The sequence below is a fragment of the Sorangium sp. So ce327 genome, assembly GCF_051530205.1.
Lineage (GTDB): Bacteria > Myxococcota_A > Polyangia > Polyangiales > Polyangiaceae > Sorangium > Sorangium cellulosum_B.
In genome coordinates this window covers 9,489,300-9,503,106 of record NZ_CP150330.1, presented here as the reverse complement: position 1 = coordinate 9,503,106, position 13,807 = coordinate 9,489,300, and the positions used below count along the sequence as shown (strand labels likewise).

Below are 13,807 nucleotides of genomic sequence, written 5' to 3'. Positions count from 1 at the left end.
CGACCGAACCCCCCTCGGGAGGGGGAGCCGGCACATCGTGACCGCTCCCGGCGGGCATCCGAGGTCTCGGCTCGGTTCCGAGATGGTAGCTTCCCGCCACCTTGGGTACCCCGTCCCCTCCGGCGGAGCCTCTGGCGGCGCCCGCTCCCGCGCGCCGCGCGCTCGCCGGCCTGCTCCGCCGCGGCGCGGGCGCCGCGCGCCGCGCGCCGCTCAGCGCGGCGCTCGCCCTCGTCGTCGTCGCCGCGTCCGTCTATGTGATCGCCGTCCCGCTCGCGGTCGTCCGCTATCCGCCGATGACCGATCTCCCGTTCCACGCGGCCGAGACGGCGGCGTTCAGGCACTACCTCGACCCGGCGTGGCACTTCCGCGAGCAGTTCACGCTCCAGCCGCTCGCCGTCCCGTACATGTCCATGTACGCGCTCGGCGCCCTGCTGATGCTCGTCCTCCCTCCCGTGGCCGCGGTGAAGGTCGCGGCGGCGGCGATGCTCGCGCTCCTGCCCGCGGGCCTCGCCGTCCTCTTCCACGGCCTGAAGCGGAGCCCGCTCCTCGGCGTCCTCGGCCTGCTCCTCGTCTGGTGCAACCTCACCCACTGGGGCTTCCTCAACCACATGGGCGCGCTCGGCCTCTTCGCGATGGTCGTCGGCCTGACGCTCCTGCTCCTCGATCGCCCCTCGCGCGGCCGGCAGCTCGCGCTCGCGCTCGCGCTCGTCGCGCTGTTCTTCACGCACATCTTCCGCTTCCCGTTCGCGCTCGCCGCCGTCGTCGGCACGGCGATCGTCGTCTTCCCGGCGACGCGGCGGCTCCGCCCCATCGCGCTCCCGCTCGCGCCCTCGCTGGCCCTCTTCGCGACGTGGCTCGTGGTCCGGACCGACACGCTCCACGCGGCGCCCATCGCGCCCGCGCTCCACTGGGAGCGGCTCGGCGAGGTCCCGTCGCTCCTCTTCACGAGCTTCACCGACCCCGCCGAGGCGGCGGCGGCCGGCCGGGCAGCGCGCTTCGTGCTCGCCGCGCTGCTCGTCTGCGCCGCCGGCGCCGCCGCACGCCTCGCCGGCGCCGGCGGCGATGCGGCGCGCTCACCCGAAGGCGCCAGCGCCAGCGCCGATGCTGCGCGCTCACCCGAAGGCGCCGGCGCCAGCGCCGATGCTGCGTGCTCACCCGCAGGCGCCGGCGCGGCGCCCTCGCCCGCGGTGGACGCGCCGCGGTGGTCCTTCGCGCGCCTCGCCGCCCTCGTCCCGGTCGCCTGCGCGATCGTGTTCCTGGGCCTGTTCCTGAGCCTGCCGCTGCAGATCGGCCTCTGGTGGTACGTCTACCCGCGCGAGATCGTCGCCGCCCTGTTCCTCGGCCTCGGCGCCTTCCCGGACCTGCCGCGATCACCCTGGCTCAAGGTGCCGGCCGTGCTCGCGCTGTCGGCCGCCGCGCTCTCCCTCGGCGCCGTGGCCCGCGACAACTACCGCCGGTTCGACCAGAGCACGCGGGACTTCGACGCCATCATCGCCCGCATCCCGCAGGCGCCGAGGCTGCTCTACCTCGTCTTCGATCACGGCGGCTCGACCCGGACGACGACGCCGTTCATCCATCTCCCCGCCTGGGTGCAGGCCACGCGAGGCGGCTGGCTCAGCTTCCACTTCGCCGTCTGGGATGCCTCGCCCGTCGCCTACAGGCCCCGCGAGGAGCCGGGCGCCGTCGTCCCGCCGCCCACGCCGCTCCGGTGGGAGTGGACGCCTTCGATATTCGACGTGCGCCGCCACGGCGCCTTCTTCGACTGGTTCCTCGTCCGCCGGCGGGCGGGGGCGACTCACCTCTTCGCGAAGGACCCGAGCATCGTCGCCGTCGACCACGTCGGAGACTGGTGGCTCTACCGGCGCAGCGGCGCGCCCTAGCGGGCACGCCGGCTCCGACTTTGGGTTACCATGTCGCCCATGCGCACCTCGACTGCGTCTTCCCTCGCCGCCGGCCTCGCCCTCCTCGCCGTGGGCGCCTGCGGCTCCGAGGACCCCGTCGACCCTGGCGGCGCGGAGGGCGGCGGGCTCCCCGCCGGGCCCGTCTGCTCGGAGCCCACGCCGGTGCCCTGCGAGGACGAGGTCTTCCAGCAGATGAACCTCCAGGACACCGTGGCGCCCGGGGAGATCGTCAACGAGCAGGACGGCGCCGGCATCCGCTCCATCGTCGACGCCACCGCGGGCGGCCCCTTCGCTTCCGAGCCCGACGCCTACGTCTATGCCCGGTTCACGGACGCCGGCCTCGAGAAGGTCGAGATCTCCGACGAGGCATCGCTCCAGTCCATGGACTGGGACATCGCCTTCCGCCGCTACATCGTGCGCATCAACAGCGGCCACTCCGGGCCGTCCTGCGTCACGGCGGCGCGGCTCCCGGGCACCCCCGACTACGATGGGATCACCGAGGCGCCCGGCGAGCCGAGGCTCCGCAGCGACGAGTATTTCACCGAGAGCTGCGAGCTCATCCCCGACGGCTCCGGGCTGGACTCCCCGGCGACGGCGCTCTCCGGCTACTGGACCTACCCCGGCTGCGTGAAGATGACCGGCCTCGTTTACGTGCTCCAGCTCGCCGACGGCCGGAGCCTCAAGCTGACCGTCACGCACTTCTACAACGAGCAGACGCAGGCGCAGTGCCAGGAGACCGGGATGGTCCCGATGGAGGACACCGGCTCCGCCAACTTCCAGATCCGGTGGGCGTTCCTGCCGTGACGCGGACCGCCGGCGCGGCGCTCGCGCGGCGCGGCGGCCTGGCCCGCGCCGCGGCCCCGTGGCGCCGCCTGGGCCGCGCGGCGGCCTGGCTCGCGCCCACGCTCGCGGCCTCGCTCGCGCCGGCGCTCGCCGGCTGCGGCGCGGACGACACGGCCGCGGCGCCGCTCGACGGGCCCGCCGCGGCGCCGCTCGATCGGCCCGACTCGCGCGGCACGAGCCTCCAGTTCCGGTTCGATCCGGACGACGTCGTCGAGACCTTCGCGTCGGCGTCCGGGAGCTTCCTCGTCCATTTCGCGCGCGAGGGGCGCTGCGCGGTGCCCGCCGAGGACGGCGACGCGACGGGCGTCCCCGACTTCGTCGAGGAGGTCGCCGCCGTCTACGACGAGGTCATCACCCACTACCGAGACGTCCTCGGCTTCCGGCCGCCGAGGAGCGACGAGGACCTGCCCGACAACGGCGGCGACGGCCGCTTCGACGTCTACCTCGTCGACTTCGCCGGCGTCGGCGACGGGGTGTTCCGCGTCGACGCCTGCGCCGAGGACGCCGGGGACCGCTGCGCCGGCTTCATGACCCAGGAGAACGACTACAGCGGCTACGGTTATCCGTCGACGCTGACGGCGAACCGGATCCTCGGGAGCCACGAGCTCTTCCACGCGGTGCAGGCGGGCTACCACCACGGCCAGGACACGCTGATCACGGAGGGGACCGCGGTCTGGGCGACCGAGTCGTTCGACCCTTCGCTGAAGGACTTCGAGGGCTTCGTCGACGGCTACCTCGCGAACACGGATCGGTCGCTCGACGTGCCCTTCACCGGCCCTGTGGACCCCTTCAGCTACGGGAGCGCGCTCTTCTTCCAGTTCCTCGAGGAGCGCTTCGGAGACGGCACGGTCCGCGCGCTCTGGGAGCGCCTCGAGGACGGCGCGAACGGCGAGGCGGATCCGGTGTGGTTCGAGCAGCTCGACCCCTTGCTCTCGTCGCGGGCGCAGACGACGTTCGCCGAGGCGTTCGTGGAGTTCGCCGCCTGGAACCTGCTCACCGGATCGGCCGCGGATCCCGGGCGCTCCTACGCCGCCGGGTCCGGCTACCGCGGGCTCGCCCCGGAGGAGGTCGCCGCGCCCTACGCGGACGGGCTGCGCGTCTTCCACGCGTCGGCGCAGTACTTCAGCGTCTCCCCCGCCGGGCGCGCGACCATGACGGCCGCGCTCGCGGCGCCCGCGGACGATCCGGCAGAGCTCTCCGGCCTCGCGCTGCTGCTCGCGGCGCGGCGCGGCCGCGTGTACGGCGAGGTCGTGCGCGCCGGCGACGTCGCCTCCGGCGCGCCGCTCGTCGATACGGCGGGCGCCGATGACCTCGCCGTCATCGTGGTGAACGGCCTGCAAGAAGGCGAATCGCGCAAGCCCACGCTGTGCATCGGCACGCCGGACGAGGTCGTCGCGTGCCGGGCCGCCGCGGAGGGCACCGGCGGCGATGGCGGCGGCGGCGCCGGCGGCGAGGCGCCCGCCGAGGGCGCAGCGGGCGGCGTCGACGACGGCGGGTGCGGCTGCCGTCTCGTGGCGCCGGCCGCCGCGGCAGCGAGCTCCGCCGCGTCCTTCGGCTGCGCGCTGGGCGCCTCGCTGCTCGCGCTGGCCGCGCGCAGGCGCAGGCGCTGAGCGGGGGCTCACGCGCCGGGCGACGCGCTCGGCGGCGGCGGCGCTCGGTGAGGCGCGTCACCCGGCGAGCGCTCTCCCGCGCCGGCCCCGCGAGCGCTCGTCGTGCCGTGAGCCGGATGCGCTAGCCTGCGGGAGATGAGCGAGCCCCGTTCCGAGGACGCATGCCCTTTCCTCCGCGAGGACGCCGACGGCATTCTTTGTTTCGCCATCGAGGGCGATATCTCGGAAGAGATCGCGCGCTCTCTCTGCGCCGTGTTCCGGCGCGTGTCGGAGAGCGGTCGCGAGGTCTTCGTGCTCTCCGACGCCCGCCGCGTCGGGACCCTGACGGCGGCGGCGCGCAGCGCGCTGGCGGAAGAGCTGCGCGGCGTGCGCTTCAGCGGGGTCGCGGTCTTCGGGGCGAGCTTCTCCCTGCGCGTCGTGACCACGCTCGCCTCGAGGAGCGTGCAATTCTTCACGGGCGAGGTCTATCCGATGGCGTTCTTCGACACGGAGGGCGACGCGCGCGCGTGGCTGCTCGCCCAGCGAGACGCGCTCCGGGCCGCGCAGCGGCAGGGCGCATGACGCCCGTCGCGCTCCGAGGCGCGCGCCATCGGCGCGGCGCCGGCGCGCGGGACGCGTGTCGCGGGGATGGGCTACCATGCCTGGCATGAGCGATCCCCGTCCGGCGGGCGCGCGCTTCGAGCTCCGGGAGGAGCCCGATGGCCTCCTGGTCATCGCGACCGACGGCGATGTCCTGGAGGACAACGCGCGCGCGCTCGTGGACGCCTTCCAGCGCCTGACGGACGGCGGCCGCGAGGTCCTGGTGCTCGCCGACGCGCGTCGCTGCGGGGCGGTCGCGCCGGCGGCGCGGAAGGTGTACCTGGATGGGCTGCGCTCGGCGCGCCTCGACGGGATCGCGGTCTTCGGAGCGGGCTTCCATATCCGCGTCATGGCGACGCTCATCGTGAAGAGCATCAACCTCCTCACGAAGCGGTTCCCCTTGCTCGTGTTCTTCGAGACGGAAGCCGAAGCGCGCGCGTGGCTCCTCAAGCAGCGGGGAGCGCTCCGGGCCGGGCGGCGGATGTAGGCGTGACGTCACCCTCCGCGGCGCGCGGGCGACCCGGCGCATGCGGGGCCCCGAGCCGCGACCCACGCGCTCGATCGGCCGCTTCGCCCCTCGTCGCGCGGGTGGCGGCCGTGATCGAGCGAACGTCGTACCGCCGCGCAAACGAGCTACCGTGCAACGCCATGAGCGACCCCCGCATCGACGACGCAAGCCGGGCCCTCCGCGAGGACGCCGAGGGGATCCTGTGCACCGCCATCGTGGGCGACATCTCGGACGACACGGCGCGCGCGATCGCCGCCGCGTGCAGGCGCCTGTCGGAGAGCGGCCGCGCGGTCCTCGTGCTCTCCGATGCGCGCCGCACCGGGACCATCTCGGCGTCGGCGCGCAAGGTGATGGCGGACGAGCTCCGCGGCGTGCGCTTCGACGCGATCGCGCTGTTCGGCGCGAGCTTCGCCGTGCGTGTCGTCTCCACGCTCGCCGCGAAGAGCGTGCAGCTCCTGACGAGGCAATCCTACCCAATCGAGTTCTTCGAGACGGAGGGCGAGGCGCGCGCGTGGCTGCTCGCCCGGCGGGACGCGCTCCGGGCCGGGCGGCGGCCTGGAGCGTGACGTCCCCTTCAGCGGCGCGCGCGGGCCGCGCCGCGCCGGCGCGCCGCCGCGGCCAGGCCGAGGAGCGCCGCCGCCGCGAGGCCTCGCCGCTCGCCTGAGCCCGCGCCGGCCGAAGCGCACGCGCAGCCGGCGCGCTGGTCGCCGGCGCCCTCGCCGCCTCCCGAGAGCGGCGGCGGCTCGTCCCCGAGCACCTCCGTGAGCGCCGCGACAGGGTCGATGATCCCGTGCCCGAAGAGGGGATCGTGCCCGCTCTCGTCGGGGATCGCGTAGGGCGCCAGCCGCGCCGTCCGGATCATGACGTCGTAGAGCTCGCCCGCCGTCCGCTCGGGCGCGGCGCTCACCAGCAGCCCCGCGACGCCGGCGGCGACAGGGCACGCCGACGAGGTGCCGCCGAACCGCGAGGTGTAGTCGCTCGCGTCGTCCCCCTCGCTCCCGGCGATATCGGTGCTCAGCGTCCCCGTGGGCGCGACGAGATCGATGGATCTCCCGCGGTTCGTGTACGGCGTCGCGTCTTCCAGGTGGTTGACGGCGCCCACGGTAAGGACGCCCCGCACGGCCTGGAGCTCGTCGTCGAGGATCTCCCGGTCGTCGTTGCCGGCGGCGAACAGGACGAGCGCCCCCTTCCCGTTGCGCCCGGCGTCGAACAGGCGGTTGATCGCGGCCTCGACCACCCTGGGGACGGGCATCGGGTCGGCGTACCCCCAGCTGTTCGACACGACGGCGGCGTTCACCTGCAGGGCGAACTCGAAGGCGTCGACCGAGGCGGAGATCGGCCGCGGCTCGTCGTCGATCAGCCGCACGCACCGCAGCCTGCAGGCGGGGCAGCCGCCCGCGATGCCCACGCCGTTGTTGGTGTCGGCGGCGATCAGGCCCGCGCAGGCCGTCCCGTGGTTCACGCTCTGCTCGCCCGGCTGGTAGGTGGGGTCGTCGTCGTCGTCGATGACGTCCAGCCCTGGATCCATCTTCGCGGCGAGGTCGGGGTGATCGAGGTCGCAGCCGGTGTCGATGACGACGATGGACGTGGCCGCCTCTCCCTGCGTGCGCCCCCAGGCCTCCTGCATCCGGAGGTCGTCGAAGTACCACTGATCGGGCAGCCGCGGATCGTCCGGCGCGAACGGCGCGCCGTGCGCCTTGAGGCGCACGTGGAGGTCCGGGATCGCCTCGCGTACGAAGGCCGGCCGCGCCGCGCCCTGGAGGCGCTGGGCGAGGTCGAGGCCGTCGCCGCCGCCTGCGTCCCTGACGAGCCACAGCCCGATCGAGGGCATCAGCGGCCTCACCAGCTCCACGCCAGCGGCGCCGAGCGCGTCCAGCGCGCCGGGCTCGACCTCCACGATAGCGGTCGCGCCGACGCTCGCCTCGACCGTCCGGCCGCCTGGATAGCGGAGCCGCACCGGCGCGAGCGCGCGCGGCGTCGAGGACGCGCCCAGCGCGGCCGGACCGAGCCGCTCGACGGCGACGTGGCGCCCGCCGTCCATGAACCATGCGTCGCTCGCTTCCTCCGCCTCCTCGCGCTCCTCGTGCACGGCCGCGCGCGGGCTGGCGAGGCCGTCGCTCGCCATGGCGGCAAGGAGGAGCGCCGCCGAGGAGAGCACCGCGGTCGGCTTGCGTCTCATGGCTCTCCTGGATCTACCGGACCGCGCGGCGCTCGGTCTACCGGAGAGCGCGCCGCGCTGGGGCTAGCCCTTCCCCGGGCCCCTGATCACCATCGCCACGAGCAGGTCCCTCATCTTCGAGAGCTCGTCCCGCACCGCTCCGTCGTCGGGGAGCGACGTGAGACGCAGCGTGACGCGCTCCAGGAACTGCTGCCGCGCCCTCTCGAAGCCCGGCACCTGCTGGTCGTGCAGCGCGCAGGTCACCAGCTCGTGATCGAGCAGCCGCCAGAAGAACTTGCCGTCGACGGTCGTGGCGCCGAGCCTCCCCGTGAAGCCGACAACCGCCCGCGCTCCCGCGTCGAGGAGCCTGTCGAACAGCGGGCCGTTCGCGGTCTCGCCGCAGCAGAAATACAGCACGCGATTGCGCGCCCAGAGCTCGATCTCCTGCGCCGGGCTCTCGTGCGACAGCAGGATGCCGTCGGGCGACTCGTCGTCCACAACGCAGCTCGTCTTGCCGTGGGACGACACGACGATCGCCCGGAATGGATTGCCGGTGCTTTCGGCGCGCGCGATCTGGCGGAGTATCCGCCTCCGCTCCGCGCTGGCGCGTCCGAACGGTACGATGGAGAACTGCTCTCCCATACGCCCGTAGAGCTGCGTGCGTCCAGCCGCGAACCACGCGCTGTCCGGGTCGAAGGATGTGTCAATCGAGAGTACAGGTCGAGCTGTCATCCTACCTCCGTCGAAGATCCCCCGGTGAGCGTTGGACATCGCTCGCGCGCCGGACAGCGCCCGCTGCGCCGAGCCGCTGGCGTACGGCATCAGGCCCTGTCCATCGGCTCCTTCGCAGCATGCTCTCTTCCCGCGGCCATTCCGGACCCCTGCCACGAGACTCGCAGCAGTCTAGAATAACGACCGTAGGGGAACTCCGACTAGAAAAATCGCATTCGCTCCGACGAATTTCTCAGGTTTCGCTGAGTTGTATGGTGGCGGTGGCGGTGGCGCTGGCGCGCGGGTGCAGCTCAGGTTTTTACGTCCCGCTTCAGCACGCGCGTGTTGCGTGAGGGTATCGTTTCTAACAGTTCTAACAGTTCTAACAGTTCTAACAGTTCTAACAGTCGTCTCTGGACTGCGTGTCCGGGCGCTCACGGCCCCGGGGAGAGGGGGCTGGAGAGGCAGCTCATGGTTCAGGGGAGGGGCGCTGCGGCGTCGGTCTGGCCCAGGACGAGCCTGCGGGGCTCCCCCTGCTGCAGCGCGCGCATCCTCGCGTCCATCTGCTGCCCGAGCGCTTCGCGCGCGCCGTCGTCAAGGAGCTTCCTGACCTTGGGGAACAGGTGCTCTTCCTCCTCCTTGTGGTGGTGCTCGAGCTGCTCGGCGAGCACATGGAGCTTGGCCCCGAACGTCTCGTCCGCGGCGTCGAGGGCCACGAGATCGGCCAGCACGCGCTTGATGGACAGGTGCTCCTCCAGCGACTCGAGGAGGATATCCTCGGTGCGGCGAGCCCGGACCGCCGGGTAGAAGTCCTGCTCTTCGATCGTGATGTGGGTGGCGAGGAGGTCGGCGGCAGCGGAGAACTGCGCCGCGGTGACGGAAGAGGCCTCCTTCAGCTCGGAGAATCGCTGCTCGAGCTCGCGGTGGTGGCGTACGAGGAGATCGATGGCGTCCATGAGATCTCTATGGAGCGTATACCGCCGGCGAGCAAGCGGGAGAGACACGCAAAGCCCGCCAGATCGAGATTCACGGATTCAGCTGCCTCGTGGCGTCGGATCCGCAGCGCGGCGGCGACATGGCGCGTCTGCGGGGGACGAGCGAAGAGGGATGACGATCATGGCGGTATGTCGCGCCGCCGCCCGCAAGGTGCCTGTTTGCCCCAGGGAGCTCCCTTGCCGGCGGCAGGCGTCTCCTGACGCCGTGGATCATGCGCGCGATCTCCCGCTGTCTCCTCTGTCTCATCGCGCCTCCGGCGGGCGGAGCGCGCGAGAGCCGCCCCTCAGGCGAGGTCGAACAGCAGCACCTCGCCCGCGCCCTTCCCGACGAGGTGGAGCGACTGACCTGCTCCTCCCGCGCCGGGTGCTTCGATGGCCGCCGCGTCGCCGGCCTCGAGCAGCGTCCCGTTCAGCTCGACGCTCCCGCGCGCGACGTGGACCCAGGCGTTTCGGCCGGCCGGGAGCTCGTAGCGCGCCTCTTCGCCTTGCCCGAAGAGCCCCGCGAACAGGCTCACGTCCTGGTGGACCGTCACCGAGCCCTCGCGCCCGTCCTGCGAGGCGACGAGCCGCAGCTTCCCATGGCGCTCTTCCTTCGAGAACGCCTTCTGCTCGTAGCTCGGCGTAACCCCGCGCCGATCCGGCACGATCCAGATCTGCAGCAGGTGGGTCACGCCCGCCTTCGAGGTGTTGTGCTCGCTGTGGTACACGCCCGTCCCCGCCGACATGCGCTGGACCTCGCCAGGGCGGATGGTCGACCCGTTCCCCATGCTGTCCTTGTGCGCGAGCTCCCCCTCCAGGACATAGGTGACGATCTCCATGTTCTGGTGCGGGTGCATCCCGAACCCCCGCGACGGGGCGACGCGGTCGTCGTTGATGACCCGCAGCGCACGGAAGCCCATGTGCTCCGGATCCTGGTAGTCGGCGAACGAGAACGTGTGGAACGACTGCAGCCACCCGTGGTCGGCATAGCCCCGCTCGCCAGAGCGCCGGATCACCATCGAAGAAGTGTTGTTGGCCATGACCTCAGCATGCGCCCGCCGATCCATCTTGTGAATCGGCATTGTTCTCATGGGAACCATCTACAATGTAGATGGATGCCCCTGGGACACCGTCGCGTCAGACGACCTCGAGGTTGGTCGTCTCGGCGTCCAGCCAGGGCCCGCCCTTCGGCTGGATCACGAACGCGTCGAAGGTCGCGGCCGTCGCGCGCACGCCGGCCGGCCTGAGCTGGTCCTCGGGGACGATCGCCAGGTTCGGCGCGCTCACCGTCGGCGTGGTCGCCTTTCCGCCGAAGGCCTCCGACGCCCCGCGCATCACCGCCGCGAGCCGGTCGGCGGTCGGCTCCGGCAGGAAGAGCGCGCCGAGCGTCGCCACGCGGTCGATCCCCCGGGCGGTCGCGATCTCCGACAGGAACACCACCGCGGCGCCGACGGCCTGGCCCCCCTCCTCGACGAGCAACAGCCGGCGCGGCCGTGGATCGCGGAGGGCGTGCTCGAGGTGCGCCGCGTCGGGCGCCGACCACAGCACGCGCTCGCCGTTGCACGTCGCCATCACGGCGAGCACGTCCTGCACGGCCGATGCAGGCGCGGCCACGGCCCGCGGCGGCGCGGCGCTCGCCCGGGGGATATAGCCGTGGTTCCGGCACGCGGTGAGCTGCTTCAGCTCGAGGCCCACCGCCGCCACCGCCTTGAAGAGCACGCGCTGCGCGGGCGCGGACCGCGCCTCCACGAACACCGCGATGGGCAGGGGGGTCCCCCGGAGGCCGGCGAGGAGCTCCGTGTACAGCCGGCTCGCCAGCCCTTGCCCCTGGAACTTTGGCCGCACGCTCACGAACGAGAGGACATATCCCTCCGACGTGGCGCCCCGGAACCGGAAGCGGCGCGGCGCGACGCCGATGAAGCCGGCCGGCTCGCGGCCCTTTCGCGCGAGCACGGCCTGCGGCGACGGGCCGGGGAAGCCGAACTGCCATCGCAGGTAGCCGGCCGTGTAATGGAGGGTCGGCGGAGACCACGCCTCGCGCAGGACGAAGCTGGCCTCGTCCGCCGCCGCGACCGGATCGACGCGCTCGAACTTCATGGACGCGAAGCCTCTCTGAACCCCCAGGAAACGGAACTGCGAGCAAGCGGCGGAGCGGCGATGCGCCGCTCTACAGGGTTGCCATCTCGGGAGCGCGCCGCACGACATCGGGCCAGCCGGTCGGATCGTCGCCGTGCTGGGCCAGGAACGCGTAGACCCACCGCTCCAGGCCGAACGCGATGCACACGCTGTGCATCGGGCCCGCGCCCTCGACATCGCAGCTGAACGCGCGGCCGAAGAAGTCGGTATGGTAGTTCAGCGAGCCCGCCGCCACGCGCTCGCCCTCCGGGAGCATCAACGAGATCTCGTATTTCGTCTCGCTGCTGATCTGGAAGTACGTCTTGGCGGCCGCGTCCGGCGCGATGAAGAACGGGTCGCTCGCCGTCCGGATCTCGCCGGCGAGCCGGTGCTCGTCGAGGTAGCGCGCCACGATCTCGTTGCCCTCCTCGCGCAGCGCGAGGACGTTCTCCCGCGACCCGAGGAAGACGATCTCCCGCATCGTGAACTCCCAGAGCCGCCGCAGGTCGACCATCTTGCTCGACTCGTAGCGGAAGCAGCGGCCCGCGAGGGCGTAGCGCGCGCCGCCGGCCGGCAGCACCCGGCCCCGGTTCGCCGCGTACACGTGGTAACAGACCGCCGGCGAGAGGCACACCTCCGGCTGCGCCATGTCGCTCAGCGCGCGCTCGTCGAGCGAGTCCCGGTCCTGATGCCGCGCCCGGAAATCCTCGATGAGCGGCATGTCCTCCGGCAGGTGGCACGTGAACGTGACGATGTGCGGGAACGAGCGGAAGTAGTCGCACTTCGCCAGCGTCGCCGCCGGGATCAACGTCGGCACCAGGATCGGGCTCGGCGAGAACGGCGCGCCGAGCGCCTCCAGCGAGCGATCGAAGTAGCGGTAGAGCCGCAGCGGGATGCCCTCGAGGGCGACCTGGCCCTGGCCCATCTGCGTGATCCCGGCGGGGAGCGCGCCGCCCCGGAACTCCACCCGATCGCACGCCGGGCTGCGGTACACGAGCTTCCGCGTGAGCTGGCGCAGGCTGCGCTGCATGGTGCGCGCGATGCCCTCCGCCGCCTTCGCGAGGTCGGCCGCGCGCTCCTCGGGGGCCTCGAACTCCAGCGCGGCGCCCTCGCGGACGAAGCGGATGTTCGCGATCTCCTTCGAGAGGAAGGCGATCTGCTTGGGTATCTCCTCCTGCGCCATCTCGGTCGCAGGCGCCGCGAGCTCGACGGTGACGACCCTCCTCACGGGGCGAGCTCCTGGATGAGGGAGCTCAGCGCGCGCGGCGTGCGGGCCACGCTGAACCGGTCGTCGGGGAGCGCCACGTTGAACCGGTCCTCCAGCTCGGTGAGCAGCTGGAGCGCTCGAACCGAGGAGAACCCCGCGTCGTAGATGTCGTCATCGGGCTTGATCGCGGCGGGCAAGCGGCCGACCGTGACGATGACATCGATCACCTTCTCCACCTCGATCATCATGAAAGAACTCCAGGGTTAAGATGCGCTGTCGGAGCCCGAGCGACGCGCAGCGTCGTCCGCGCCGTGCCTCCTCGCATTCGCATCGGCGCGGTCCGCCGAGGGGGCGATGGGCGGCGGCGGCTCGGTCGCCCGGAGTGATGCCACCCGTCGGGCCGGATTGCCAGCGACGACGGTGTACGGAGGGACATCGGCCATCACGATGGAGCCCGCCGACACCACGCTGCCCTCGCCCACCGTGACCCCCGGGAAGATCGTGGACCGGGTCCCGAGCCAGACGTTGTCCTCGATGACGACCGGCCGCACCTCGGCGTCCGAGGGAGGCAGGCCCCGCCTCCGGGCCTCCGGATCGCTCGGGTGGCCGCTCGAGTCGAGGATGAAGACGCCCGCCGCGATCATGCAGTGCTTGCCGATGGTGACCGACTTGCCGACGACGATCCGGCAGCCGTGCCCGATCCCGGTATTGTCGCCGATCCGCAGCGTTGGGCGGTCGCAGAACCGCGCGGCGAAGATGAAGTCGGTCTTGCCGTCGAGCACCACGTTATCACCGAGGATGATGTCGCCCCGCCCAGTGATGAAGTGGATGAAGGTCCCCGTCCGGACACCCTTGCCGTACTGCGCGCAGTGCGACTTGAAATGCGGCTCGCAGACGAGCACACGCGCACCGAAATAGTACACCTCGCGCGCGGCCTCGAACGCCATGCGCATCGGGACCACGAGCGGCCGCGGCGCGGGCAGGGTGAAGCTGCGGACCTGCCGGCGCACGTGGCGCAGGGCGCGGGCGACGTCGTGATCCGAGGAGGCGAGGAAACGAGCCAGGTTCTTCATAGAGGGTCGCTCGGCGCGGACTGGTCCAGTCTGCGATGTTCAGCGGGTCGCACGCGGCCAGAAGGACGAAACGAACGCCAGGGGGCCGGAGACTATAACCCGAAACTCGCCACGCCGAACCTGCTCTT

Annotated in this window: 14 protein-coding genes; 6 read left to right on the top strand and 8 right to left on the bottom strand. The window is 72.1% G+C overall.

The features are described from left to right. Nucleotides 1–101 precede the first annotated feature (101 nt). From WME95_RS35635 to WME95_RS35610, 6 genes are all read left to right on the top strand, one after another. The gene (locus WME95_RS35635; RefSeq protein WP_437903778.1) at nt 102–1,880 is read left to right on the top strand and encodes a hypothetical protein; all 1,779 of its coding nucleotides are present in this window, start codon (nt 102–104) and stop codon (nt 1,878–1,880) included. A gap of 39 nt (nt 1,881–1,919) precedes the next feature. Beyond that, nucleotides 1,920–2,705 (top strand): HmuY family protein, encoded by a 786-nt coding sequence (locus WME95_RS35630; RefSeq protein WP_437903777.1) that lies wholly within the window; start codon nt 1,920–1,922, stop codon nt 2,703–2,705. Further along, on the top strand, nt 2,702–4,354 hold the full coding sequence (locus WME95_RS35625; protein ID WP_437903776.1) for an MXAN_6640 family putative metalloprotease: 1,653 nt from the start codon (nt 2,702–2,704) through the stop codon (nt 4,352–4,354). Before WME95_RS35630 ends, WME95_RS35625 begins: the two co-directional genes overlap by 4 nt. 135 nt (nt 4,355–4,489) lie before the next feature. Continuing rightward, the gene (locus WME95_RS35620) at nt 4,490–4,915 is read left to right on the top strand and encodes an STAS/SEC14 domain-containing protein (RefSeq protein WP_437903775.1); all 426 of its coding nucleotides are present in this window, start codon (nt 4,490–4,492) and stop codon (nt 4,913–4,915) included. 85 nt (nt 4,916–5,000) lie between these two features. Further along, nucleotides 5,001–5,420, top strand: a complete 420-nt coding sequence (locus tag WME95_RS35615) for an STAS/SEC14 domain-containing protein (RefSeq protein WP_437903774.1) — start codon at nt 5,001–5,003, stop codon at nt 5,418–5,420. A 161-nt stretch (nt 5,421–5,581) separates the two neighbouring features. Next, nucleotides 5,582–6,007, top strand: coding sequence for an STAS/SEC14 domain-containing protein (locus WME95_RS35610; RefSeq protein ID WP_437903773.1), 426 nt, complete (start codon nt 5,582–5,584; stop codon nt 6,005–6,007). Between the two features lie 8 nt (nt 6,008–6,015). Here the strand turns inward: WME95_RS35610 and WME95_RS35605 are convergent, their stop codons facing one another. From WME95_RS35605 to WME95_RS35570, 8 genes are all read right to left on the bottom strand, one after another. Next, nucleotides 6,016–7,620: a S8 family peptidase gene (locus WME95_RS35605; RefSeq protein ID WP_437903772.1), complete on the bottom strand. Its 1,605-nt coding sequence runs from the start codon at nt 7,618–7,620 to the stop codon at nt 6,016–6,018. A gap of 63 nt (nt 7,621–7,683) precedes the next feature. Then, nucleotides 7,684–8,331 (bottom strand): hypothetical protein, encoded by a 648-nt coding sequence (locus WME95_RS35600; RefSeq protein WP_437903771.1) that lies wholly within the window; start codon nt 8,329–8,331, stop codon nt 7,684–7,686. 455 nt (nt 8,332–8,786) lie between these two features. Next, nucleotides 8,787–9,266 carry a hemerythrin domain-containing protein gene (locus WME95_RS35595; RefSeq protein WP_437740826.1) on the bottom strand — a complete coding sequence of 160 codons (480 nt, stop codon included), beginning with the start codon at nt 9,264–9,266 and terminating at the stop codon, nt 8,787–8,789. Between the two features lie 323 nt (nt 9,267–9,589). Further along, the gene (locus WME95_RS35590; protein WP_437911059.1) at nt 9,590–10,303 is read right to left on the bottom strand and encodes a pirin family protein; all 714 of its coding nucleotides are present in this window, start codon (nt 10,301–10,303) and stop codon (nt 9,590–9,592) included. Between the two features lie 118 nt (nt 10,304–10,421). Continuing rightward, the gene (locus tag WME95_RS35585; RefSeq protein WP_437903770.1) at nt 10,422–11,381 is read right to left on the bottom strand and encodes a GNAT family N-acetyltransferase; all 960 of its coding nucleotides are present in this window, start codon (nt 11,379–11,381) and stop codon (nt 10,422–10,424) included. Between the two features lie 70 nt (nt 11,382–11,451). After that, nucleotides 11,452–12,627 (bottom strand): hypothetical protein, encoded by a 1,176-nt coding sequence (locus WME95_RS35580; RefSeq protein ID WP_437903769.1) that lies wholly within the window; start codon nt 12,625–12,627, stop codon nt 11,452–11,454. After that, entirely contained in the window at nt 12,624–12,854 is a 231-nt protein-coding gene (locus WME95_RS35575) for an acyl carrier protein (protein ID WP_012239182.1), read from the bottom strand. Before WME95_RS35575 ends, WME95_RS35580 begins: the two co-directional genes overlap by 4 nt. 15 nt (nt 12,855–12,869) lie before the next feature. Next, on the bottom strand, nt 12,870–13,679 hold the full coding sequence (locus tag WME95_RS35570; RefSeq protein WP_437903768.1) for an acyltransferase: 810 nt from the start codon (nt 13,677–13,679) through the stop codon (nt 12,870–12,872). Nucleotides 13,680–13,807: the final 128 nt, after the last annotated feature.

What these genes read in the sequence shown, in the direction of transcription:
- WME95_RS35630 (WP_437903777.1), top strand. Translation starts at nt 1,920, where the DNA reads ATGCGCACCTCGACTGCGTCTTCCCTCGCCGCCGGCCTCGCCCTCCTC.
- WME95_RS35620 (WP_437903775.1), top strand. Translation starts at nt 4,490, where the DNA reads ATGAGCGAGCCCCGTTCCGAGGACGCATGCCCTTTCCTCCGCGAGGAC.
- WME95_RS35615 (WP_437903774.1), top strand. Translation starts at nt 5,001, where the DNA reads ATGAGCGATCCCCGTCCGGCGGGCGCGCGCTTCGAGCTCCGGGAGGAG.
- WME95_RS35610 (WP_437903773.1), top strand. Translation starts at nt 5,582, where the DNA reads ATGAGCGACCCCCGCATCGACGACGCAAGCCGGGCCCTCCGCGAGGAC.
- WME95_RS35605 (WP_437903772.1), bottom strand. Translation starts at nt 7,620, where the DNA reads ATGAGACGCAAGCCGACCGCGGTGCTCTCCTCGGCGGCGCTCCTCCTT.
- WME95_RS35600 (WP_437903771.1), bottom strand. Translation starts at nt 8,331, where the DNA reads ATGACAGCTCGACCTGTACTCTCGATTGACACATCCTTCGACCCGGAC.
- WME95_RS35595 (WP_437740826.1), bottom strand. Translation starts at nt 9,266, where the DNA reads ATGGACGCCATCGATCTCCTCGTACGCCACCACCGCGAGCTCGAGCAG.
- WME95_RS35590 (WP_437911059.1), bottom strand. Translation starts at nt 10,303, where the DNA reads ATGGTGATCCGGCGCTCTGGCGAGCGGGGCTATGCCGACCACGGGTGG.
- WME95_RS35585 (WP_437903770.1), bottom strand. Translation starts at nt 11,381, where the DNA reads ATGAAGTTCGAGCGCGTCGATCCGGTCGCGGCGGCGGACGAGGCCAGC.
- WME95_RS35575 (WP_012239182.1), bottom strand. Translation starts at nt 12,854, where the DNA reads ATGATGATCGAGGTGGAGAAGGTGATCGATGTCATCGTCACGGTCGGC.
- WME95_RS35570 (WP_437903768.1), bottom strand. Translation starts at nt 13,679, where the DNA reads ATGAAGAACCTGGCTCGTTTCCTCGCCTCCTCGGATCACGACGTCGCC.